This is a genomic window from Bacillus sp. NH11B (assembly GCF_001884205.1).
GTDB lineage: Bacteria > Bacillota > Bacilli > Bacillales > Bacillaceae_G > Bacillus_A > Bacillus_A proteolyticus.
The window spans coordinates 1-23,468 of sequence record NZ_MAOG01000016.1 but is presented as its reverse complement, the minus strand read 5'-3'; the positions used below and the strand labels follow the sequence as shown (position 1 = coordinate 23,468).

General features: G+C 34.9%; 20 protein-coding genes, 2 pseudogenes and 1 other annotated feature. Of the genes and pseudogenes, 17 read left to right on the top strand and 5 right to left on the bottom strand.

The features are described 5' to 3' along the window. Positions 1-5: 5 nt before the first annotated feature. Positions 6-491 carry an 8-oxo-dGTP diphosphatase gene (locus BAU27_RS02545; RefSeq protein ID WP_071770047.1) on the bottom strand — a complete coding sequence of 162 codons (486 nt, stop codon included), beginning with the start codon at positions 489-491 and terminating at the stop codon, positions 6-8. A 172-nt stretch (positions 492-663) separates the two neighbouring features. Here BAU27_RS02545 and BAU27_RS02540 point away from each other — a divergent pair, with 172 nt between their 5' ends. The 4 genes and pseudogenes from BAU27_RS02540 (at position 664) to BAU27_RS02525 (ending at position 5,320) form a co-directional block, all read left to right on the top strand. Next, positions 664-1,908 carry an N-acetylmuramoyl-L-alanine amidase gene (locus tag BAU27_RS02540; protein ID WP_071770046.1) on the top strand — a complete coding sequence of 415 codons (1,245 nt, stop codon included), beginning with the start codon at positions 664-666 and terminating at the stop codon, positions 1,906-1,908. 264 nt (positions 1,909-2,172) lie between these two features. Beyond that, positions 2,173-3,552, top strand: coding sequence for an S-layer homology domain-containing protein (locus BAU27_RS02535; RefSeq protein ID WP_071745141.1), 1,380 nt, complete (start codon positions 2,173-2,175; stop codon positions 3,550-3,552). A 197-nt stretch (positions 3,553-3,749) separates the two neighbouring features. After that, positions 3,750-5,012: pseudogene (locus BAU27_RS02530) on the top strand (MFS transporter). A gap of 29 nt (positions 5,013-5,041) precedes the next feature. Beyond that, entirely contained in the window at positions 5,042-5,320 is a 279-nt protein-coding gene (locus BAU27_RS02525) for a hypothetical protein (protein WP_071770045.1), read from the top strand. A 19-nt stretch (positions 5,321-5,339) separates the two neighbouring features. Here BAU27_RS02525 and BAU27_RS02520 read toward each other — a convergent pair whose 3' ends face one another. Then, on the bottom strand, positions 5,340-5,804 hold the full coding sequence (locus BAU27_RS02520) for a hypothetical protein (protein WP_071745082.1): 465 nt from the start codon (positions 5,802-5,804) through the stop codon (positions 5,340-5,342). Between the two features lie 493 nt (positions 5,805-6,297). On the opposite strand from BAU27_RS02520, the gene BAU27_RS02510 reads away from it, so the two are divergent. After that, positions 6,298-7,110 carry a polyphosphate kinase 2 family protein gene (locus tag BAU27_RS02510; protein ID WP_071770044.1) on the top strand — a complete coding sequence of 271 codons (813 nt, stop codon included), beginning with the start codon at positions 6,298-6,300 and terminating at the stop codon, positions 7,108-7,110. A gap of 228 nt (positions 7,111-7,338) precedes the next feature. Continuing rightward, a complete protein-coding gene (locus BAU27_RS02505; RefSeq protein ID WP_071770043.1) occupies positions 7,339-8,607 on the top strand; it encodes an MFS transporter in 1,269 nt (422 codons plus the stop codon). Between the two features lie 180 nt (positions 8,608-8,787). On the opposite strand, the gene BAU27_RS02500 is transcribed toward BAU27_RS02505, so the two are convergent. Further along, positions 8,788-9,771, bottom strand: coding sequence for a ketoacyl-ACP synthase III (locus BAU27_RS02500; RefSeq protein WP_071770042.1), 984 nt, complete (start codon positions 9,769-9,771; stop codon positions 8,788-8,790). A 182-nt stretch (positions 9,772-9,953) separates the two neighbouring features. On the opposite strand from BAU27_RS02500, the gene BAU27_RS02495 reads away from it, so the two are divergent. The 6 genes from BAU27_RS02495 to BAU27_RS02470 all read left to right on the top strand — a co-directional run bounded on the left by BAU27_RS02495 (position 9,954) and on the right by BAU27_RS02470 (position 16,175). Further along, positions 9,954-10,502, top strand: a complete 549-nt coding sequence (locus tag BAU27_RS02495; protein WP_071770041.1) for a cobalamin biosynthesis protein CbiN — start codon at positions 9,954-9,956, stop codon at positions 10,500-10,502. Positions 10,503-10,983: 481 nt separating this feature from the next. Next, positions 10,984-12,243 (top strand): GTPase HflX, encoded by a 1,260-nt coding sequence (hflX, locus tag BAU27_RS02490; protein ID WP_071770040.1) that lies wholly within the window; start codon positions 10,984-10,986, stop codon positions 12,241-12,243. 267 nt (positions 12,244-12,510) lie between these two features. After that, positions 12,511-13,722 carry an MFS transporter gene (locus BAU27_RS02485; protein WP_071770039.1) on the top strand — a complete coding sequence of 404 codons (1,212 nt, stop codon included), beginning with the start codon at positions 12,511-12,513 and terminating at the stop codon, positions 13,720-13,722. A 10-nt stretch (positions 13,723-13,732) separates the two neighbouring features. Further along, a complete protein-coding gene (gene cysK, locus BAU27_RS02480) occupies positions 13,733-14,650 on the top strand; it encodes a cysteine synthase A (RefSeq protein ID WP_071770038.1) in 918 nt (305 codons plus the stop codon). 94 nt (positions 14,651-14,744) lie between these two features. Continuing rightward, positions 14,745-15,257, top strand: a complete 513-nt coding sequence (locus BAU27_RS02475; RefSeq protein WP_071770037.1) for a GNAT family N-acetyltransferase — start codon at positions 14,745-14,747, stop codon at positions 15,255-15,257. 93 nt (positions 15,258-15,350) lie between these two features. Beyond that, complete coding sequence (locus tag BAU27_RS02470; RefSeq protein WP_071770036.1) at positions 15,351-16,175, top strand: DUF4037 domain-containing protein; 825 nt, start codon at positions 15,351-15,353, stop codon at positions 16,173-16,175. 40 nt (positions 16,176-16,215) lie between these two features. Here the strand turns inward: BAU27_RS02470 and BAU27_RS02465 are convergent, their stop codons facing one another. After that, entirely contained in the window at positions 16,216-17,850 is a 1,635-nt protein-coding gene (locus tag BAU27_RS02465) for a putative polysaccharide biosynthesis protein (RefSeq protein WP_071770035.1), read from the bottom strand. Positions 17,851-18,070: 220 nt separating this feature from the next. Continuing rightward, positions 18,071-18,293, top strand: a binding site (T-box leader). A 301-nt stretch (positions 18,294-18,594) separates the two neighbouring features. Here BAU27_RS02465 and BAU27_RS02460 point away from each other — a divergent pair. Continuing rightward, on the top strand, positions 18,595-19,932 hold the full coding sequence (locus BAU27_RS02460) for a sodium-dependent transporter (protein ID WP_001088176.1): 1,338 nt from the start codon (positions 18,595-18,597) through the stop codon (positions 19,930-19,932). A 39-nt stretch (positions 19,933-19,971) separates the two neighbouring features. Here BAU27_RS02460 and BAU27_RS02455 read toward each other — a convergent pair whose 3' ends face one another. After that, on the bottom strand, positions 19,972-20,676 hold the full coding sequence (locus BAU27_RS02455; protein ID WP_071770034.1) for a polysaccharide deacetylase family protein: 705 nt from the start codon (positions 20,674-20,676) through the stop codon (positions 19,972-19,974). A 326-nt stretch (positions 20,677-21,002) separates the two neighbouring features. Between BAU27_RS02455 and BAU27_RS02450 the strand changes: the two genes are divergently transcribed. The 4 genes and pseudogenes from BAU27_RS02450 to BAU27_RS02435 form a co-directional block, all read left to right on the top strand. Next, positions 21,003-21,266 carry a CD3324 family protein gene (locus BAU27_RS02450; protein WP_071745093.1) on the top strand — a complete coding sequence of 88 codons (264 nt, stop codon included), beginning with the start codon at positions 21,003-21,005 and terminating at the stop codon, positions 21,264-21,266. 195 nt (positions 21,267-21,461) lie between these two features. Next, positions 21,462-22,148 carry a DUF421 domain-containing protein gene (locus BAU27_RS02445; protein ID WP_071770033.1) on the top strand — a complete coding sequence of 229 codons (687 nt, stop codon included), beginning with the start codon at positions 21,462-21,464 and terminating at the stop codon, positions 22,146-22,148. Positions 22,149-22,258: 110 nt separating this feature from the next. Continuing rightward, positions 22,259-22,900, top strand: coding sequence for a FusB/FusC family EF-G-binding protein (locus BAU27_RS02440; RefSeq protein WP_071770032.1), 642 nt, complete (start codon positions 22,259-22,261; stop codon positions 22,898-22,900). Between the two features lie 164 nt (positions 22,901-23,064). Then, positions 23,065-23,468 (top strand): annotated as a pseudogene (locus BAU27_RS02435) (chromosome condensation regulator); the annotation flags it as partial.

Below are 23,468 nucleotides of genomic sequence, written 5' to 3'. Positions count from 1 at the left end.
CTTTTTTATGTAGGGGTAATTGTCATAGCAACTTGTTTATCTAAGTCACGATCCCAAACACGTTGAATTTCGAAAGTGCTTTTTTCAAAAAATAATGGGAATCTTTCTTTAAACCACTCTTGCATGGGAAGCTGTAACGCAGAGTCAATTGGAACCCATACTAATTCTCCTTCTGGAGGGTGAGGAAGAAGGCTACCTTCAAATGAATCTGTCCAATAATTGAAAACCATATAGCGAACTTGTTCTTTTGGATTTACATATTCGTCTAATCCTTTAAAGATTAAATTAGAAACAAGTAATCCAGTTTCTTCTTTTACTTCTCTTATAGCGGCTTGAACGATACTTTCTGGGAAATCTACTTTTCCGCCTGGAGCGATGTAACCAGGGAAGCCTAGATGATCCGGCCGTTGTATTAGTAATATTTCATTGTTACGCTGAATCATACACATTGTATAAATGCGGTGTTCGATACTTTTCCAATTCGTACTCATACGAATCTCTCCTCTTATAAAATGAGTCTCTTATAGTTTAACTATAGTTATTTGTTCCAAAAAATACAATAATAAGACAAAATTATACAAAATACAATTGACTATTACTAATTTTCAGAACTATAATTACTCTGTTACATAAAACATTGTACTTGAGAGGGGAATATATTCTATGAAAAATAGAATAATCACAGCAGGAATAATCGCAGCTAGTATATTATCTTATTCATCTAGTAGTTTCGCACAAACAAAAACATTTCCAGATGTCCCAGCTAAACACTGGGCAGAAGATTCTATTAACTATTTAGTAGAAAAAGGTGCAGTTAAGGGTAATGATGCAGGAATGTTCGAGCCTGAAAAGGAAATCACTCGTGCAGAAGCAGCTACAATGATGGCTAAAATCTTAAACTTACCAATCGATAAAAATGCTAAACCATCTTTCGGTGATTCTCAAAACCAATGGTATACTCCATTCATCGCAGCTGTAGAAAAAGCTGGTGTTGTTAAAGGGAAAGGCCCAGGCGTATTTGATCCAACTGGGAAAATCGACCGAGTTTCAATGGCCTCCCTTATTGTAGAAGCTTACAAATTAGATTCTAAAGTAAATGGTACTCCAGCAACTAAATTCAGTGATTTAGAAAAAAGCTGGGGTAAAACAAAAGTTAACATCCTAGTTGAATTAGGGATTTCTGTTGGTACTGGTAACAAATGGGAGCCTGAAAAAACTCTAACTAAAGCAGAAGCAGCTCAATTTATTACAAAGGCTGACAAAATTCAAGTTGGAAATCCATTAGTGGAAAAGGTAGTTATTATTGACCCTGGTCATGGAGGATTTGATCCAGGGAATCCAGGGCAAGGTGAAAAGGAAAGTGAAATTGTATTTGATACATCTTTAAGATTACAGCAATTGTTAGAAAAAAATACACCTTTAAAAGCTTTGTTAACACGTGAAGAGAACGGAAATCCAGGAAGTAACAAGAATGAGTCTCTTGTGAATCGAGTGAAATTTGGTCAAGAGAACAATGCAGATATATTTGTAAGCATTCATGCAAATGCTTCTGAAAATCATGATGGTCATGGAACGGAAACATATTATTATAAAAAATCCAAGTCTGGGGAAGAGACACAGCTTGAAAAGGATAGCGAAGTATTAGCACAAAAAATTCAAAAACGAGTAGTAGAAGCACTACATACAAGAGATAGAGATATAAAAGACAATCATTCATTTTATGTAGTAAATAAAAATACAGTACCAGCAGTTTTAACAGAGCTTGCCTTTATAGATAACAATATAGATAATGGCAAATTAGCTACTGAGTCAGGAAGACAAATTGCTGCAGAGGCAGTTTATGCTGGGATTTTAGATTATTATGAGTGGAAAGGTTTCAATGTTACAAAGTATCGATTAGCTAAATAAAAAAACATCGTTTAAAAAGCCCATCGTCTATATAGAGATGGGCTTTTTATATGGATTTATATAATTTTGTATCGAAATAAAAAGATGTATCGTATTATGATGATTATAAATAAAATAATGGTAGATTAGTTTATTTTTATCACGTATACTTTTACTGTTGACTAATTAATTGACTTAAAAGTTTGTTAGTTTAATAGGGAAAATTTTATTAAAAAGGGAGGCAAGTTAACACGGGACAAGCATATACATAACGTGTTAAAAAATATGAAAAAATTTATTTCTAATGTGTTAGCAGTGACAGTCGCACTTCAAGTAGTGATGGCTCCAGCAACTTCATTTGCAGCTGAAAAGGAATTTCCAGACGTTCCGAAAGATCATTGGTCATATAAAGCAATTATTAATTTAACGTCAAAAGAAATTATTGCAGGATATGATAATGGTAAGTTTGGATTTGGGGATGTTGTAAATCGTGAGCAAGTAGCCGCATTAATATATCGTGCATTAAAACCAGAAGCGAAAAGCGAGTATAAAAATCCATACTCTGATATTAGCGAAGGGACAACAATGTTCCAAAAAGAAATTTTAGCTTTAACAGATATGGGGATTTTCGTAGGTGATGGTAAAGGAACATTTAGACCGAAAGAATCTTTAACTCGTGCTGAAATGGCTGTAATTTTACAGAAAGCTTTTAAACTAAAAGTAAAAGCTAATCATACATTTAATGATGTTCCGAAAAATCATTGGGCAAATGATGCCATTAGTGCATTAGAGTCTAACGGCGTTGCTGCAGGTAATGGTGCAGGTGCATTTAATCCAACTAGTGTTTTAACACGTGAAGAATATGCGCAATTTTTATATAATGCCATGGCATCATATATCGATTTAGATGTAACATTACCTTCTAATGTAACAGCTCAAGAGATTGATAATTATATTAAAAGATATCATCCCGATAGTCCGCTTGTTGGAGTTGGACAAGACTTTATTAAAGCGCAAAACGAGTATGGCGTAAACTCTTTATATTTAGCAGCACATGCAATCTTAGAGTCTGGATACGGGAAATCAGAAATTGCATATCGTAAACATAATTTATTTGGACTACGAGCGTATGATTGGGACCCATTCGCACATGCAAAATATTTACCATCTTATGGATTAAGTATTTCATACAATGCTGATTATGTGAGGAAGAATTACTTAGAACAAGGTGCTAAGTATTTCAACGGTTATACATTATCTGCGATGAATGTAATGTATTCAACTGATAAAGAATGGGCTGGCAAAATTGCTAATATTATGGAACGTATTAAGCCTTTCAATAACAAAGATTATCAAAATGTAAACCGATTGCCGAAAAACCCTAATACATTAAATGTAGAGGCATTAGGCGAAACAATTCCATATAAAGATTACGCAAAAGATGCGAAAGCTACTGTTCAAACTGTAGGATCTTACTATCAAGTTCCATTCCCGTTTAACAATCCAATTAAGAGTGTACCAAACGTTACACAAAATGAAGTTGGAAAATTAGAGAATGGTACAAAAGTAAATGTATATCGTGAAGATCCCAATGGCTGGGTAGAATTCTCATTTGAAAATGCTCAAGAAAAGTATTGGACATTGAAGAAGAACTTAAAATTATAAATAGAAAAGGTGTTTTCATAAATGAAAACACCTTTTCTATTTATATTCAACACGTGATATGTGTAGATTCATTATGATTTTCTTTTTTATATTTTTACTAATAATTTAACAGTTTCATATATAATTAAAGGTGTTAAAGATTGAATTTTCTGTATTTAATCTTGGGTATTAACTTAATTTGAAAAGAGGAGAGAGATATGCAAGGAGAAATACCAACAGAAAAACATTTAGGTTATGTCGGTAAATTGTTATTGCCAGTTAAAGTGTCACCACACTTTAAGTTTTTATGGCTTGGGCAATTACTTTCGACTTTAGGTAGTTCGATAACGATGGTTATTCTGCCAGTCGTTGTATATTCATTAACTGGTTCAACAGTTGTAATGGGAATGACTATGGCAATGTACATGCTTCCTAATATTCTTGCGTTACCGTTTGCTGGATTAGTCGTGGATCGAATTGACCGGGTAAAATTGATGTTATTTACAGATATAATCCGTTGCATATTAATGTTATTACTTGCAACACTTATATTTATGGACGTTTTAACAATTCCACTTCTATATGTATTCGTAGCATTATATGGACTTATGGAAGGGATATTTCAGCCGGCGTATGCGGCTGTAAGAGCGAAAGTATTTGTACCGAAAATTCGAAATGCAGCTAATGCATTAACTCAAATGAGTAATCAAGGTATACGACTAATTGGACCGGCTCTTGGAGGATTGATCGTTTCAGTTGCATCTGCCGGAATAGGATTTTGACTGGATGCAGTAACATATTTGTTATCATTTTTATGTTTATTATTTTTAAGAGAAATCAAGTTTCAAACAGTAAAACCTATTGAAAAGAGTAAGATCGATTACAAACAAGAGTTTATGGAAGGTGTTTTAGTTTTGAAAAGTCACCCGTGGCTGTGGATTACAATTTTAGTCTTTTCTTTCATAAATATTTGTTATGCAGGAATTATCGTTGTATTAATTCCATGGTTGTTTAATGTTCATCATCATTTTGAAGCTTTCGTGTATGGATTGGGTATGGCTTCTTCTGGTGCTGGAGCTGTAATTGCAGCACTAATTTTTGGTGGGCGGCAGCAGTGGCGTAAGAGGGGAGTACTAGCATATGGTGGTGTGTTAATAAGTGGAATAGCACTATTAATTATGCCTTTCGTTTCTTGGGCACCTGCTTTAATAGCTTTAATGGCAATAGAAGGATTCGGTATGATGATATTTGGGCTCATTTGGGAAACAAGTTTACAAGAGCTTGTACCAGAAGAAGCATTTGGAAGAGTGGCAAGTCTTGATATGTTAGGTTCATTTGCTTTATTGCCATTAGGGTATGTGATTGTAGGCTGGTTAGCCACTGTAATAGGTGGCAAAATAACAATTATAATGCTAGCTATTTTAGTACTCATAACAATTGGAATGGCATTGTCTGTACCAAGTATTCGGAGGTTCGATTGATTATGTAGGCTAAAAGGGGGATATAGTATATGACAATAGAAAGCCTAAATGATTTAGTAGTAGATGAGTTAGGATGTAAATATGTTTTGGGAGAAAAGGTATTTGAAGCAAAGAATTTTACGGTGTATATTGCGACTCCTATAGAAAGTAAAATGGCATATAGTCAATTGATTTTAATGAAGCATCTTTCTAATAAAAAATCATCCGTACATATTTGGTATAAAAAACTTTGTATGGAAGCAACGACAATGGAAATTGCAAAAGAAGTGACAGATGCAATTCAATCTGGTTTTGTAAATGAAGAGTAAGCCCTAATCCAATTAGGGCTTACTCTTCATTAAACACAAATGTTTGTTTTATTTTTTTACTCTCATTTACTGGATGGCCGTTGTAAGAGAAATTCTTTTCCTCCCAAGTAATGACGACTTTGAAATTATGGCTATTAAAGTCTAATGGGAATACCATGTAGTCAAAGCTTGTATGACTTTTTGAAACGTTGTTATTTAATGTAGTAGGATTGAAGGTAGCTTTAGATGTAGGTGTGTTATCAAGTATTTCTACAGATACATTTGATACATCATTACCAATATTTTTTAAGAGTAAACTATACGTATCATATACACCTTGTTTTGGCTGCACCGCTTGCTTGTTTGAGTTATGAGATTTGTCAATTTCGATATACCATTGTTTAGACTTTGATGCAATTGGTAACGACTGAAATGTGTAAGCATTAGCTTGCATTGGTAGTGCTAAACATATAAGCGTAAAGAGAGTTATTATTTTGTGTTTCATTTTAGAGAGCTCCCATTCTTTAATGGATTTATTTGTTATTATCTTCTCTTTTTGAGATAATATACCACGTGGGATTGTAATAACATTATTATCAATATTAGTTAGTGGATTTACAGTGTGTGCTTACTTTTTATCAGAAGGAGATATTCCGCCTGTAATTCGTTTGTAGTATAAGTGAAGCGATAGAGCTCCTATCTTTTCGTAATTAATCTTCCCAAGTATGTCACACACACATTTAAAAAAACAAGGAAACTGTGTAGAGCTTTTTCGGCATAGTTTCCTTGTTTTGTTTTTTTGATTAATAATAAATGCTTGCTAAAGGATACTAAAAAGTAAATCTGGGGGGGATTTATCAATTTAAAGATGCGTCCGACTTACAAAGGATAGATACAGGTGGAGGGGATGAGTATTAGTCAAAAGGAATGTTAATATGAAAAAATTCCCAATAAATATGTTAAAATAACATTGTCATATAACAAGGGGGATTTGTTTGATGGAAAAAGAGCATCTGGCTAAAGTAGATTTAACGAAAAGAATTGATTCGAAATCTAAGTACAATAAGAAACTCGAAAAATATCAAATGCGCTTATTAGCACTACAGCAAATTTTAAAAGAAGAAAAAATAGCCGTTATGCTTGTTATGGAAGGCTGGGATGCAGCAGGTAAAGGCGGAGCGATTAAGCGAGTGACTGAACATCTTGATCCGCGTGGATTCCAAGTGAATCCAATTGGCGCCCCTGCTCCACATGAAAAACGGTATCATTATTTGCAACGTTTTTGGCGGAAAATTCCTCAATATGGGCAAATTACTATATTCGACCGTTCATGGTATGGGCGGGTATTAGTTGAACGTGTTGAAGGCTTTGCTACAAACGAAGAGTGGACGAGAGCGTATGATGAAATTAATGATTTTGAAAAACTATTAACTGATGATCATTATATTATAGGAAAGCTTTTCTATCAGATTAGTAAAGACGAACAGTTGAAGAGATTTACAGAAAGAGAGAATAATCCTCTTAAAAGATGGAAAATTACAGATGAGGACTGGCGTAATCGGGAAAAATGGGATGAGTATGTCGAAGCAATGGAAGATATGTTTGAAAACACAAATAAACCGAATGCTAAATGGAATATTATTGCGAGTAATGATAAATTATACGCTCGTTTGAAAACATTGAAAGTGATTATTTCATTAATTGAGGATTATTTCTTAGAACATAATATAGAATTACCTTCGTATTATTATGAAATAAAAGAAGGTAAGAAAAAGGAAATTGAATCTGTGCAAGATGTAGAGGTTAAATAGCATAGAGAGATTTTGTCATTATTAGAGGTAGGTATAAAACATGAGGAGAAGCTGTCCCGTAAGTAGGTGAAACTAAACTATAGGACAGCTTTTTTTAGTTAGAATATACTTATATTAGATGGATTAATGAGAGTGTCTTTCAAGTAACGATTACAATTGTCATTGAATATGAAACAATAATTATAGTACATTAACAAGAGGAATTAATTTCAAAAGGAGGGTGAGAAAATGCTAGGTAAGGCGGATGAATCAATAAGTAACCATATGTATACAGAAGAAGAGCAACAAAAATTATATAAACGAACGTTACTAATCGTAAGTATTTCACAAATGTTTGGTGGGGCAGGGTTAGCAGCTGGAATTACAGTAGGTGCACTTCTTGCGCAGCAAATGCTTGGGACAGATGCATATGCAGGATTACCGGCTGCTATGTTTACAATGGGATCTGCGGTAGCGGCTTTCTTTGTTGGGAAGTTATCGCAAAAATATGGTCGCCGAATAGGACTTGCAACAGGGTTTATAGTAGGTGGGCTAGGGGCTATTGGAGTTGTATTGGCTGCTTTAACAAATAGTATTATTCTATTACTAGTCTCTTTACTCGTATATGGTGCAGGTACAGCGACGAATTTACAAGCTCGTTATGCTGGTACCGATTTAGCAGATAAGAAACAACGAGCAACTGCTATTAGTATTACGATGGTTATGACGACTTTCGGTGCAGTTGCAGGACCGAATTTAGTAGGCGTAATGGGAGATTTTGCCCATTCAATTGGAATTCCTAACCTTGCAGGTCCGTTTATATTATCAGCAGCGGCATTTATACTTGCGGGTCTTGTCCTTTTCGTTATGCTTCGTCCAGATCCGTTAATTATTGCTAACATAATAGAAACATATAAACAAGAACATACATATAAAGGGCAACCGGTAACAGAAGAAGCGAAAGAAAACAAACGAGGTATTACGGTTGGAGCAATCGTAATGATACTTACTCAAATAGTGATGGTTGCGATTATGACGATGACTCCAGTTCACATGGGACACCACGGTCATGGATTAAGTGCAGTAGGGCTTGTAATTGGTTTTCATGTAGGTGCAATGTACCTGCCATCACTTGTTACAGGAATGTTAATTGATAAAATTGGCCGTACTAAGATGAGTATAGCTGGTGGGCTGATTTTACTTGCAGCGGGTGTCATAGCTGCGATAGCACCGAGTGATTCTTTACTATTATTAATTGTTGCTCTTTCTTTACTTGGATTAGGATGGAATCTCGGATTGATTAGTGGTACAGCACAAATCGTTGACTCCACAACTCCTTCTACACGTGCTAAAACACAAGGGAAAATAGATGTTTTTATTGCGTTAGCCGGAGCTTCAGGTGGAGCGATGTCAGGAATGGTAGTAGCTAATTCCAGTTATGCCGCATTATCATTAGCGGGAGGATTGTTAGCATTATTGCTAATTCCTGTTGTGATGTGGTCTCGGACAGGTGAATAAGCTTAAGATAAAAGAAGCCGCATTCAAAGGGAAGTAACCAATCTTTGAATGGCAGCTTTTTTTACAATTAACTAATAGTCTAACTGGAATCGTTGATATATTTTGAGCTGTGATATATATATATTCAGAAAATCATTGATGTAATTGCATTTACCGTAATGTTAGCTGTATAAAAAAGTATTAGTCTAAATCCCATTCCACAATAACCCCTAAATGCGTAAGTCCACCGCCAAATCCGTACAGTAAAAGTGTATCTCCGTTATTTAATTTTCCTTCTTTTCTAGCTAAATCTAAAGCGAGTGGAATGGAAGCGGAAGATGTATTCCCCATGTATTTTACACTGGTTAAAGTTTTTTGAATTGGAATTTCGGTTTTCTCGCAAATAGATTCAATCATTCGTAAGTTAACACTGTGTGGTACGAACCAGTCTATATCATCTATTTGCATATTTGCGGTATGTAATAGTTCTTTTATACTTGCTGGTACCGTGCGTGTTGCCCATTTATACACTTCTCTCCCATTTTGAACGATTTTTTCATTTGTTTGCAGTGGTGTGCCATTCATAGTAGTAGATAAGTTTGTTCTGTATAGGTGAATGCCACCAGCACCATTTGTTCCCATGTGAGCAGCGATAAAGCTTGGTTTGATTTCATCTCTTTCTAATAAAATAGCTCCAGCACCATCGCCAAATAAAATGCAGGTCGTTCTATCGGAGTAATCAGTAACTTTAGATAATGTCTCTGTTGCTACGACAAGTACTTTTTCATGTGATCCAGAAGTAATCAAGCTATTACCAACGTGCAGGCCATATGTGAAACCAGCGCAAGTCGCATTTAAATCAAAAGCTAGTGTATGGGGTATGTTGAAGTATTGTTGTATTTGGCAAGCAACGCTAGGGAAAACAAAGTCAGCAGTAGTTGTAGCGACAATGATACAGTCGACATCTTTTAAGCTTTTCTTATATGTTTTACATAAATTTCCAATCGCTTTAATGGCTAAGTGAGAAGAGTATTCTTCTTCACTAGCGATTCTTCTTTCCTTCATTCCTGTTCTTTGCACAATCCATTCATCATTCGTATGGACCATCTTTTCTAAATCGTTATTAGACAATATTTGCTTTGGAACATAAGTACCGATTGCAGTAATACGAGATTTAGAATTCATAGGAACATCTCCTAACTTATTTTTATAACCTGATACTAATATCAGGTTATAAAAATGTCAATAAAGACTTTTATTGTATTGAAATGATAATGTTTAATTCACTATGGAATAATTTGGGAAATGACGTAAAAATAATATACGGAAAGCTTCTAAAATTGATAATGTGAAGGGGTTTGAGATTCTTGAAAAGAATCGTATATGTATTGTCTCTTGTTTTAATTTGTAGCTTTACTTATTTTATTTTACCAGAGAAGTCTTATGCTTGTGATTGTACTAAAGCATCACCAGAAGAGAGGTTACAAAAAAATGATGTAGTGTTTGAAGGTAAGGTGTTAGAAGTTCAAGAGAAAGATGGAGAAATGAAAACATTATTTGAAGTGAAGAAAATTTGGAAAGGGACAAGCTCTTCGCAAGCTATTATATATACAAGTTTTAGTAGCTGTGCATTTCGTTTTGCAGAGGGAGGAGAGTATCTAGTCTTTTCTTCTTATAGAGGAGAGGAAAAGTTAGAGACATCTATTTGCAGTGGAACTAAGAGATTAGATGAGGCAGAGATGGAGAAAAATACTTTAAGTCATATTGCAAAAGAGTCTGTTCCGACGAAGAAATTGGATTTAAAAGGTGAAATGATAAGCAGTTTAAGTTGGTGGCAAGTGGCTATCATTTCTATAGGTCTGTTATTGATAATTGCTGTTGTTATTTTTATTGTGAGAAGAATTCGCAAAAAATGACGATTAAAGTAAAAATACAAAGATTTTCTTTCTATTTTTATAGGTGGTTTAATCTTGTGAAAGCGAATTACTTATGCTACACTTTATGTAACTTAAAATGAACGGAGGGGCTTCCTTTGATCTTAATCAGATTACGTCTCAATACTTTGTGCCGATAATTGAATAGCGCTCAAAGGCTCTGTCTGTGTACAGAGTGAACGGGATTGGTCTGCCTATTTTAAAGGAACCCTTTATTAAGCTTATATGTGAAAAAGAGGGAGGGACGAATACGCCCTCTTTTTGTTTTGCCTTTATAAATAGAATGGGATAGTATAGGTGAACACTTGTTGGATACGTATACTATCTTGGGACTTTTTGACCATATTATAGAACGAAAGCACTGCTTTCTTCTATTTCTTTGGTGAACCCTTATCCGTTTACGAAAACACAGGCAGTGACCTGTGTTTTTTATTTTGCGTAATCGAAATGGAGGAATAAATATATGGAAGAATTATTACAAAGAGCAATATTAGTTGGAGTAAATTTAGGTAATGAAGCTGATTTTGCGTATTCGATGGAAGAGTTAGCGAATCTTACGGAAGCTTGTGATGTGGAAGTAATCGGTCAAGTGACGCAAAATTTACAACGAGTAAATCCGTCGCATTATATTGGAAAAGGGAAGATTGAAGAGGTAGCAGCGTATGTGAAAGAAGCCGATGCGAATATGGTTATCTTTAATGATGAATTATCTCCTTCTCAAATTCGAAACTTAGAAGAGGATTTAGATTGTAAAGTAATTGATCGTACCATTTTAATTTTAGATATTTTTGCGCAGCGTGCGAAAACGAAAGAAGCACAGTTGCAAGTAGAAGTGGCCCATCTTCAGTACATGATGCCTCGTTTAATCGGTCTTCGTGAATCGTTAGGAAGACAGAGCGGGGGAGTTGGCACGAAAAATAAAGGTGTCGGTGAGAAGAAGTTGGAATTAGACCGTCGTAAAATTGAAGAACAAATTGCAGCTCTAAATAAAGAATTAGAGGCACTTGTTGCACAGCGTCAAACGCAGCGTAAACAACGTAAGAAAAATGAAATTCCAGTTGTGTCATTAGTAGGATATACGAATGCAGGTAAATCAACAATAATGAATACAATGCTTGAAATTTTTAATGGTACTGTAGAAAAACAAGTATTTGAAAAAGATATGTTATTTGCGACATTAGAGACATCTGTACGAAATATTGATTTGCCGGATAATAAATCATTTTTATTAACGGATACTGTTGGATTTGTAAGTAAATTACCGCATCATCTTGTGAAAGCATTCCGTTCAACGCTAGAGGAAGTGGCGGAAGCAGATTTACTCATTCACGTCGTAGATTACTCAAATCCTAATTATGAGCAATTAATTGATATTACAAATGAAACGTTAAAGAAAATTGGCGTGGAAAATATCCCGACGATTTATGCATACAACAAATCAGATATAGTAGATGTTGAAATTCCGAAAGTGCAAGAAGATCGCGTTTATCTATCTGCGAAGAAACATGTTGGAATTGAAGAGCTTGTAGAAATGGTTCGCTCACACATTTATAAAGAGTATACGAAGTGTGAAATGTTAATTCCATATGATCAAGGACAGGTAGTTTCTTATTTCAACAATCATGCACACGTTTTATCTACGAGTTATGAAAACGAAGGTACGAAAATGGAACTAGAATGTAAGACGAGTGATTACGAGAAGTATAAGCGCTTTGCTATTTAATAGAAAAGGCGATCCTAATATTTTTTTAGGATCGCCTTGTTCTTCATAGTTGGACCCCTTTCCTTCGTCCTGTCCCAGTATAAAAGAAAATACAGAGAGTTCATATAAATAAATCCGACAAAGCATATAGAAAATATATATTTTTTAGAAGTTGAATTTCTGGAAAAAGAAACGAAACCAGTATAGAATAGAAATGTTTCAAAAATCAGAATTTATTACACCTACTGTAATAAATATATATTTTGTACAGAAAGGGGAGATTCATATATGCAGGCAGTTTCACAAAAAAGTACAGTGGAAACACCGACGATATATCGAATATTATTTGCGATTAGTTTCGGACATTTTTTGAATGATTCGATGCAAGCGGTTGTACCAGCGTTGTTTCCTATTTTGGAAAAAACGATGAATTTATCTTATATGCAAGTAGGGTGGATTGCGTTCGCGTTAAATATGACGTCATCGATTATGCAGCCGGTTTTTGGTATGTATTCAGATAAGAAGCCGTCACCATTTTTATTACCGCTCGGTATGTTTTCGAGCATGCTTGGGATGATTGGGCTCGCGTTTGCTCCGAACTTTATTATTGTTATTATTTCTGTTTTATTTATTGGATTAGGTTCCGCGGTCTTTCATCCTGAAGGTGCCCGCGTTGCTTATATGGCGGCAGGTGCCAAACGTGGTTTAGCACAAGCGATTTATCAAGTGGGAGGAAACACAGGGAATTCTCTAGCCCCTATTTTTACAGCATTAATTTTCGTCCCGCTTGGTCAAATTGGTTCTTTAGGTTTTACAGCCTTTGCAGCAGTAGGAATTGTATTACTAATTTTCGTATCAAATTGGTATAAAAATGAATTAGCCACTGGTGCTGTAAGAAGGAAAAAGAGGGCTGCACTTGAGGCTGAAAATGCGATTGTAAGTACGCACATTAAATTTGTTATTATACTTCTTGTCTTTCTAACATTTGTACGTTCTTGGTACGGTGCTGGTATCGGGAATTTCTATCAATTCTATTTAATAGAGCATTACGGCTTATCTATAAAAAACGCACAGTATTTCGTCTTTGCTTTTATGATTGCTGGTGTATTAGGTACTTTCTTTGGTGGTCCGTTAGCAGATAAATTCGGTAAGAAAAAGATAATTGTATTTTCAATGCTCGGTTCAGCGCCGCTTGCACTTTTACTACCTCACGTTTCGCTCGTGTGGGTTGTACCGTTATTTTTATGTATCGGTTTTATTAGTTCAAGTAGTTTTAGTGTAATCGTTGTATACGCACAAGAGCTTGTCCCGGGGAAAGTGGGAATGGTATCGGGATTAATTGTCGGCCTTGCGTTTGGCCTTGGAGCATTAGGTGCTGTAGTCCTTGGAAAATTAGCTGATATGTATAGCCTTCAATTTATTATGCTATTATGTAGTTGTTTACCATTAATTGGACTAACTTCATGGTTACTGCCAAATGATAAGAAAACGATAGAATAGGAGATGCGCTATGAAATTATGTGAAAACGTTACAGAATTAATAGGAGATACACCTGTTGTTCGATTATCTAAATTTATTCCAGAAGACGCAGCGGATGTGTATGTAAAACTGGAAATGTTTAATCCATCTCGCAGTGTGAAAGATCGTGCAGCCTATAATTTACTTCATGCCGCTGAGGAAAAGGGACTTATAAAACCTGGTGATACAATTATTGAACCGACAAGTGGAAATACCGGAATTGGCTTAGCGATGAATGCAGCTGCTAAAGGATATAAAGCGATTTTAATTATGCCAGATAATATGTCCAAAGAGCGTATTAATTTATTGAAAGCATACGGAGCAGAAGTAGTTTTAACACCAGCTGAACAAAGAATGCCAGGAGCAATTGCGAAGGCGGTAGAGTTACAAAAAGAAATTCCAAATAGTTTTATTCCGCAGCAATTTGAAAACCCAGCAAATCCGAATATTCATCGTTATACGACTGCACTTGAAATTTATGAACAAATGGAAGGAGAGCTTGATGCATTTGTAGCAACGGCGGGAACGGGTGGAACAATTACAGGGACCGGTGAAACGTTAAAAGAGAAACTACCAAACTTATATATTGCAGTAGTAGAACCGAAAGGATCACCAGTGTTATCTGGTGGTGTTCCAGGCCCTCATAAACTAGTAGGAACAAGCCCGGGGTTTATTCCAAAAAATTTAAATACAGAAGTGTATAACGAAATTATTCAAATTGCAGATGAAGAGGCATTAACTACAATGAGGAACTTAGCAAGACAAGAAGGATTACTAGTAGGGCCATCTTCAGGAGCCTCTGTTTACGCAGCAATTATGATAGCGAAGCGTCTAGGCGCGGGTAAAAAAGTTTTATGTATTGCACCTGATACAGGGGAACGCTATTTAAGTATGGGATTATTTGAATAAAAGTGCTAGAAACACCTTAATAGTAAGGATGAAAATCCTCTATTAAGGTGTTTCTTTTAGAAAAATAGAGAATGGACGAGTGGGGAGAATGACAATGAAGCTATTGAAACCAACATACGAATATAGCGAACAAATTATGGAGTATCGGCGGGCATTTTTAAATTCAGGAGAAGAACCGCACGGTAGTTGTTCTTTACAAAATTTTGATTCTCTTGATGAATGGTTTGAAAAAGTGAGTATACAAAAAGAAGGTAAAAACTTACCATTTAATCGAGTGCCGTCTAGTCAGTTTTTAAGTGTTGAGAACGGAAAAATAATAGGCTTTGTGAATATTCGACACCGGTTAAATCCAGAATTATTGCTGGAAAGCGGTCATATTGGTTATAGTGTGCATCCTAATAAACGTCGTCAAGGCTATGCGACGAAGCAACTTCGACTTTCATTAGCTGAAGCGGAAAAATTAGGATTGAAAAAAGTGTTGATAACTTGTGACAAAGTTAATATTGGCTCTGCTAAAACGATTCAAAAGGTTGGCGGTGCGTTAGAAAATGAAGTGATTTCTTCTAATACTGGTGAAATTGTTCAGCGTTATTGGGTAGAAATATGATTTGGTAGGAATTTGAAAAGGTAATATAATGTGCAATATCGAAATAGATAAATGAAAAGTAAGGGGAGTACTGCAATTTTAGGGGGAAATGAAATGGGATTAAAAGAGAAAGCGATAAAAATGTCGGAGGTTTATAGGCAAAACCCGAAAGTCGAAGCGATTATTTTAGCGGGTTCAGTAGCAAGAAAATTAGAGGACGAACATTCTGATATTGAATTACATATTTTATGGTCAGCACCGCCAGAGGATGAGGATCGTCAAGGACCTATTAACAATATTGGTGGAACGATTTTGTCATATCATCCTTACGAGGAAGAAGAATGGTCGGAAACATATTTGACAAAAGAAGGAATTAAACTAGAGATTAGTAATTTTTTAACAGTGACAGTAGAAAAGGTTATTTCAGAAGTTATAGAACAGCATGATATAAATTATGAAAAACAGTGTATTGTATCATCTGTTCATGATGGTGTTAGTTTGTATGGAGAAAAGAAAGTGAATGAATTAAAAGATAGAGTGGCAGTATATCCGGCTGAACTGGTGAATAAAATGATTTCAGAAAATCTTTGGTTTAGTAATCGTTGGCATAATCGAGAAGCTCTTTTAAAAAGAAAAGATTGGCTCATGCTATATGATGTTATTTGTGAAGTGCAAAGAAATATATTTGGAGTCTTATTTGGTTTGAACCGAATGTACGTGCATCATCCTGCATTTAAATGGATGCCATATAATGTGGAACGAATGAGTATTAAGCCTGAAAATTTATATGAGCGTATGGCGAATACGTTAATAGGGAAACCGGAGTATAGTGTACAGGAGTTAGAAGTGTTAATTGAAGAGGTATTACATTTAGTAGAACAATATGTTCCAGAATTAAATGTTGCTGAACAACAAAAGCGTATTCAATATGCAAAGTGAAAAAGAAGAGATGTAACAACGAGTTACATCTCTTCTTTTTTTATTTTACTAATTTTCCTAGTACGGGTAATCGTTGAACCCTATCACCGAGAATATGCGAAGCAAGTCCACTCGTTAGTACGAATAAAAGATAAACAAGTCCTCCTGCTGCGGCGCATATAAACACAATGATCAGTGATTCTATATAAGATTGTCCAGGAATAATCCAGCTTATAATTGCTCTTAATGCAATTACAACAGCAGACATTGCTGCGGAGTAAATCGTAATTAGAAATACTGTTTTTGCTGTTTCACCAATTTTGAATTTCGCAAACTTAACGATGCAGTACAGCATAATAATATTTGAAACGAGATATCCAAGAATTGTTCCAAGTACAGCACCATGTCCACCGAATAAATGTAAGAGCGGTGTGTTCACCACAATTTTAACGAGAATACCGACTGAGAATGCAATCATTGTTTTTCTTTGATAATCAATTCCTTGTAATATAGCAGCTGAAACTGTGAAAATCGCACTTAATACAGCAGAAGGTGCAAATGAAATTAAATATTGTGATCCACCAAGTGCAATTTCAGGATTTACATAAACCATGCGGAATGCATCGTAAGCAATACTAGCTAAACCGAATGCGGCTGGGATAGTGAAGAATAACAACACTTGGAATATCTTTGAAATTTGTTCTTGTAATTCTTCTAGTTTCCCACTTGTAAATGATTTTGTTATAGCTGGAATAATTGTTAATGAGAATCCAGTTGCAAGTGAAGCTGGAATCATAATTAACTTTTGGGCATAGTTCGTTATATAAGCGAAGACTGCATTAGCGGTTTCTAAAGGCTCTCCCATTGCTCTAAGGACATCAGCTACAGTATATTGATCTACTAACGTATAGAGCGGAATTGCAATACCGACAAATACAATTGGGATTGCATATCTAAGTAATTCTATATAAATATTTTTTAATGGAATATCGGATGCCCTTGACTTTAATTCACCTTCGGGAGGCTTTAATCCGTTATATTTTTTCCAGTACAGCATTAAAATAGAGACGCTGGCAAGTGCCCCAATAACAGCACCAAACGTAGCAACTGCAACAGAAGAAGCTACTGAACCCCCTAATAGTTTTGAGACGATAAAACTACCAACTAAAATGAAGACAACGCGTGCGATTTGTTCCACAACTTGAGAAACAGCACTTGGTTTCATATGTTGAAAACCTTGGAAATAACCACGTGTAACACTCATAGCTGGTACGATAATAAGCGCGAAACTTAATGCTCGCATTGTAAGTGTTACGTCGGCGATAAATTGTGGATCGGGCGTTTTCGAGCGAATAATAAATTGTGATATGTACGGTGCTCCAATAAATAAAATTAAAAATCCTAAAAAGCCCATAAACAACATCAATTTTACGCTAGAGTTGTATAATTTTTTACTTGTACTATAATCACCAAGTGCATTATGTTTTGCAACAAATTTGGAGACGGCAATAGGAATACCAGCTGTTGAAAAGCTTAATAAAATACCGTACCAAGAGTATGCATATCCGTATAAAGCGACCCCTTGCGTTCCAACTAATAATTGAAAAGGGAAGAAGTATATAAAACCTAAAATTCGTGAAATCATTGTTGCACCACTTAATAAAGCAGTGCCTTTTAAAACTTTTGAAGTAGACAAAATTCTTTCCTCCTACTCGTGCTGTCTTGCATTCATCGTATACTACTATAAACCTGCTAGAGAAGTTAATACAGTATAAACCATAAATGTTCTAATACTATTCATACAAAAGTCATATTTTGAATTTTTGAATAGAATGTAATACATAAAAATTCAAAATATAAGTTGACACTATTTTTAATGTGTGATAAAAATGATAGTAATCAATTCGGAAAATAATATTTGGGCAATGAAAGGGTATAGTAGTGAAAATCTCCCTATTTCAGAGAGCTGATGGTTGGTGTGAATCAGTATATAGATTATTCATGAAGTTCGTCCTGGAGCATCTTTCATAAATCTCATATTTTGAGGAAATGAAAGACGGTAGTTTATACCGTTATCAAATAAAGTGGTGAAGATTGTTTCACAACTAGGGTGGTACCGCGATATTTATCGTCCCTACGTATTTACGTAGGGACGTTTTTTATTTAGGTCCTAACTTTGGTGTGGCTTCATAACTAGGGTGGTACCGCGATATTTTATCGTCCCTACGTATTTGCGTAGGGACGTTTTTTATTTAGGTCTTACTTTTGTTGTATCTTCATAACTAGGGTGGTACCGCGATATTTTTGTCGTCCCTACGTATTTACGTAGGGGCGTTTTTTATTGTTAGGGAGGAAGTGAATGTATTAGAAAAGAGTATGGATAGAACAATATAAATACCGGATTGTAAAACAGAAAAAGATAAAGAGAGGAGATTAACAAATGAATTCACAGCAATGGACATCGAAATTAGGTTTCGTATTAGCTGCAGCAGGTTCAGCGATTGGTCTTGGAGCGATTTGGAAATTCCCGTATATGGCCGGCATCGGAGGAGGCGGCGCGTTCTTCCTTATTTTCATCGGTTTCACATTATTAATTGGTTTACCGCTACTATTAGCAGAATTCGTTATTGGAAGAAGTACACAAAAAGAGGCCGTTGATGCGTACAGAGAAATTGCACCTAAAACGCTATGGCCGTGGTTAGGTAAGTTGGGGATTGTAACATGTTTCATATTACTTTCTTTCTACAGTGTTGTAGGAGGTTGGATTATATTATATTTATGGAATGCAATTACAGGTAGACTATGGGAAGGAAATGGTGCGTACGAAGCTACGTTTGGTGAAATCATTTCCAATCCATATTTAGCAGTTGGATCACAGCTATTATTCATCCTTATTACTATTTTTATCGTAAGTAAAGGAGTACAAAATGGTGTTGAAAAAGTAAATAAATATTTCATGCCAGCACTATTCGTTTTATTCTTTGTATTAATCGTTCGTGCACTTACATTAGACGGTGCTGGAGAAGGAGTTCGCTTCTTCTTACAACCTGATTTCTCAAACGTAACATCAGAAATTATTTTATATGCGATGGGGCAATCGTTCTTCTCGTTATCTGTCGGTGTAGCCGTTATGGTAACGTATAGCTCATACTTACCGAAAGAAGAAAGTTTACCGCGTTCAGCATTTTCTATCGTTGCTTTGACGCTTGTTATTACTTTACTTGCAGGACTTGCGATATTCCCAGTTGTATTCGCATTTGGAATGGAACCATCGCAAGGACCAGGGCTATTATTTATCGTATTGCCAGCTATTTTCAGTAAAATGGCGTTCGGAAAATTATTCTTCATCGTTTTCTTATTACTATTCTTCTTTGCTACTATTACATCAGCAATTTCGATGTTAGAAATTAGCGTTGCATCTTTAACTGCAAAAGGAAAAGGGAAACGTGAAAAAATGGCCTTAATCGTAGGGTTATTAATCTTCGTTGTTGGGGTACCATCAGCATTATCATTCGGTTTGTTAAGCGATGTGAAACCATTTGGAAAAACAATTTTTGATTTAGCAGATTATGCGGTTAGTAACATACTAATGCCGCTGGGTGTTTTATTAGTTTCCATCTTTGTTCCTTTAAAAATGAAGAAAGATGTATTAATGAAAGAGCTTGGTGTAAGTAAAAATAAAGGCTATAAATTATTTGTATTATGGTTATTCTTACTTCGCTATATTGCACCAATTGCGATTATTATCGTATTCCTAAATGTACTTGGAATTATATAAAAAGAGAGGTAGCGCATCGCTCTATGATACGCTACCTTTTTATTTTGCTCTTTTTTGCAATTCATTTACTGTCACGAACTGATACCCTTTTTTAGATAAAGAGTCTAAAATACCTTCAATGGTTTGTAAATTTTCATTAGACTCATCGTACATAGAGTGTAATAAAATGATAGAACCGGGTTTTATATTCTCATTGACGTAGTCAATTTTATCAGATGCAGATTTATAAAAAGTATCAGGTTCAAGATCCCATGTAATCGTTTCGATATTGTTGTTATTTAAGTAATATGGTAGTCCAATTAATTTCTTGCCGTTAGGGGGTCTAAAATCAATTTCACCTGTATATCCTGTTTGGTGGATTAATGAATTCGTTTTTTCTATTTCTTCTTTAATAAAAGAAGGTGTTTTGAAAACCATTCTATTATGAGAATATGTATGGTTTCCAAGTTGGTGTCCAGATCGAACAATCGCTTCACCTAATGGTAAATTGTTTTCTAATTCGTTTCCGATAACAAAGAAAGTAGCTTTAGCATTGTACTTATCTAGTAGTGGTAGTATTTGTTTTATATTGTTAGTAGGGCCATCATCAAAAGTTAAAGCAATCACCTTTTCATTCGTTTCAACGCGATTTGTTAAGTCTCCAAATAATTGAAAGCTTCTTGCGTTCATTAATTTGTACGTTCCGAATAATGCTATAGTAATAATGAATAATGTAACTATTGTAATGATTATTTTTTTCTTCATAACGCAACCTCACTATACTTTTTGATTGGAATAAAAAGTATTATATCAAACTAAGTAATTTCGTGCTTTAAAAAGGATGTGGATGCAAGGGGAAGGGATTTATCATATAATAAAATGCAAAAGGTATATTAGGAGGTGTTTATATGGCGATTATAATTCAATTGCCAGACACTGCAACGTCTCATGCAAAGCCAAGTATGGAAATGGCGATACTTTGCGTGAGGTAGACAAGTAATATACAATCGCCAAGATGAGCTCGTATCATTTTTTATATTTGGCTTTGCACCTTATTGAAATGAACCATAAAAAATAAGGGGCGAGCAGAAATGAAATACGTAAAGGCTAAGGCCGTTTTACCAGAAAGTTTAATTGCTGAAATTCAAAAGTATATACAAGGTGAAACAATTTACATTCCAAAACAAGAAACAAAACATTATAAATGGGGTACACAATCTGGCGGAAGAAAACAACTGGATGAAAGAAATAAAGCAATTAAAGACGCTTTTAAAAGTGGAATTGCAATTCATCAATTAGCAGAAGAATATTTTCTTTCCGGAGAAACGATTAAGAAGATAGTGTATTCCAAATAAATTTTAAAAAAGAGTCTGATTCATATGTTATTTTGAATCAGATTCTTTTTTTTATAGGTTCATTACAAAATTGGATTCGATATTTTTAGTATAAATGGGCATGATAATAGCAAAAATGAATCGCAATTGTATAGTATTGGGGCGTGGATGGGAAATGAAAACGTTATATTTCATATGACAGAAAGGTGAACCTATATGAATCATCTTGGACAAATAACAATAGAATTGATTTTTGGTTTTTTTGTTCTATTGGTTGCTACAAAAATACTAGGGAAAACACAAATATCGCAGTTAACGCCTTTTGATTTTATTTCTGCTATTGTTCTCGGAGAATTGGTCGGAAATACTATATATGATCCGAAAATAAAAATATGGTCTATTTTATATGCAGTACTTGTATGGGTAGTACTAATTTATACAATAGAAGTAATAACGCAAAAATTTAGAGGGACGAGAAGTTTTTTTGAAGGCTCTCCGTCAATCATTATCCGTAATGGATATATTGACCGGGAACAACTAAGTTCAAATCATTTGGACATAAACCAATTACAGCAAATGCTACGGCAGCAAAAAGATATTTTTTCAATCCAGGAAGTTGAATATATGATTTTGGAACCTAACGGAAACATAAGTGTTCTGAAAAAAAGTAAATATGAAACTCCTACTATAAATGATTTAAGTTTAAAACATAAGCCTGTATACTTACCCATTTCATTAATTAGTGATGGAAAAGTAGTGAAAGATAATTTGAGGGAAGCAGGTTTTGATGAAGGATGGCTTTATAAACAAATAAAACAAAAAGGGATTACTAAATTTGAGGATGTACTATATGCGGAATGGAAAACAGATGATGGATTCTTTTGTCAGGAAATGCAGCGGTAGAGAATAATCGATGTATGTAATATTCTTTTCTAAGTTATCTTTTACATATCAAAAAGTTGAATCATTGTATACAATAAAACTAGATCAACAATTTGTATGGAGTGATAAAGATGGAAGCTTTTATTAGAAGTGATCAATATAATTTTATAAAATCACAAGCTTATATTTTAGCAAATGGGCATGCAACGGCAAATGATAGAGGTGTAATTCAAGCGTTAAAATCACTTGCGATTGAAAAGATAATACATGTATTTGAGAATTTAACGGATGAACAGAAAGAGTTAATTGATACGGTATTAACAGTTCAAAATAGAGAAGATGCAGAATCGTTTTTAATGAAAATAAATCCGTATGTAATTCCGTTTCAGGAAGTTACAGCACAAACGTTAAAGAAATTATTTCCTAAGGCGAAAAAGTTAAAACTTCCTGATATGGAAGAACTGGATATGAAAGAATTATCTTATTTAAGCTGGATTGACAAGGGATCAAGCAGAAAATTTATTATAGCGAAAAATGATAAAAATAAGTTTGTTGGTCTGCAAGGGACATTTCAAAGTTTAAATAAAAAAAGCATTTGTTCATTATGTCATGGGCATGAAGAAGTAGGGATGTTTTTAGTTGAAATTAAAGGTGATGTACCAGGGACTTTCGTTAGAAAGGGAAACTATATTTGCAAAGATGGTGTAGCTTGTAATCAGAATATGAAATCACTTGATAAATTGAACGATTTTATTGAACGATTGAAGAAATAAAGAAGGAACCTCTAGTATTTAAACTGGAGGTTTTTATTTTTTGAAGAAGTAATAATAGGCTTCTTTTGTAGCTGTAATTTTATAAAAAAAGTCATGTCATTTATAATGAAATTTGATAAAAATATCAATTTGGATATAGTTGCTTATATGCAAGGAGGTAAAACATGAATTACATTTCACCGAAAGAAGAGATGTTAAAAGTGAAACGGTGGCCTAAAGATACGATAGCGGCAGGTCGTGGTCATACAGTTGCTCTTAAATCGGATGGAACGGTGATAGCAGTGGGCCGAAATAAAGAGGGAGAATGCAATGTAAGTGGCTGGCGTGATATTGTATCGGTCGCAGTGGGCTGGAATAAGCATGATCAATGTGATGTGAACGACTGGCATAATATAGTATCGGTTGCGGCAGGATGGCGTCGTACCATTGGTCTTAAACCGGATGGCACGGTAATAGCGGTGGGCCGAAATAAAGAAGGAGAATGTAATATAAGCAGCTGGAGAGATATTGTGGCGACTGCGGTGGGTGATTGGCATACAGTTGGTCTTAAATTGGACGGCACAGTGAC

Bases quoted from the DNA above. Each gene is read 5' to 3' on its own strand.
- BAU27_RS02445 (WP_071770033.1), top strand. From the start codon at position 21,462: ATGAATCATCTTGGACAAATAACAATAGAATTGATTTTTGGTTTTTTT.
- BAU27_RS02500 (WP_071770042.1), bottom strand. From the start codon at position 9,771: ATGAATTCTAAATCTCGTATTACTGCAATCGGTACTTATGTTCCAAAG.
- hflX (WP_071770040.1), top strand. From the start codon at position 10,984: ATGGAAGAATTATTACAAAGAGCAATATTAGTTGGAGTAAATTTAGGT.
- BAU27_RS02485 (WP_071770039.1), top strand. From the start codon at position 12,511: ATGCAGGCAGTTTCACAAAAAAGTACAGTGGAAACACCGACGATATAT.
- BAU27_RS02440 (WP_071770032.1), top strand. From the start codon at position 22,259: ATGGAAGCTTTTATTAGAAGTGATCAATATAATTTTATAAAATCACAA.
- BAU27_RS02520 (WP_071745082.1), bottom strand. From the start codon at position 5,804: ATGAAACACAAAATAATAACTCTCTTTACGCTTATATGTTTAGCACTA.
- BAU27_RS02470 (WP_071770036.1), top strand. From the start codon at position 15,351: ATGGGATTAAAAGAGAAAGCGATAAAAATGTCGGAGGTTTATAGGCAA.
- BAU27_RS02545 (WP_071770047.1), bottom strand. From the start codon at position 491: ATGAGTACGAATTGGAAAAGTATCGAACACCGCATTTATACAATGTGT.
- BAU27_RS02525 (WP_071770045.1), top strand. From the start codon at position 5,042: ATGACAATAGAAAGCCTAAATGATTTAGTAGTAGATGAGTTAGGATGT.
- BAU27_RS02535 (WP_071745141.1), top strand. From the start codon at position 2,173: ATGAAAAAATTTATTTCTAATGTGTTAGCAGTGACAGTCGCACTTCAA.
- BAU27_RS02455 (WP_071770034.1), bottom strand. From the start codon at position 20,676: ATGAAGAAAAAAATAATCATTACAATAGTTACATTATTCATTATTACT.
- BAU27_RS02475 (WP_071770037.1), top strand. From the start codon at position 14,745: ATGAAGCTATTGAAACCAACATACGAATATAGCGAACAAATTATGGAG.
- BAU27_RS02510 (WP_071770044.1), top strand. From the start codon at position 6,298: ATGGAAAAAGAGCATCTGGCTAAAGTAGATTTAACGAAAAGAATTGAT.
- BAU27_RS02460 (WP_001088176.1), top strand. From the start codon at position 18,595: ATGAATTCACAGCAATGGACATCGAAATTAGGTTTCGTATTAGCTGCA.
- BAU27_RS02505 (WP_071770043.1), top strand. From the start codon at position 7,339: ATGCTAGGTAAGGCGGATGAATCAATAAGTAACCATATGTATACAGAA.
- cysK (WP_071770038.1), top strand. From the start codon at position 13,733: ATGAAATTATGTGAAAACGTTACAGAATTAATAGGAGATACACCTGTT.
- BAU27_RS02450 (WP_071745093.1), top strand. From the start codon at position 21,003: ATGAAATACGTAAAGGCTAAGGCCGTTTTACCAGAAAGTTTAATTGCT.
- BAU27_RS02540 (WP_071770046.1), top strand. From the start codon at position 664: ATGAAAAATAGAATAATCACAGCAGGAATAATCGCAGCTAGTATATTA.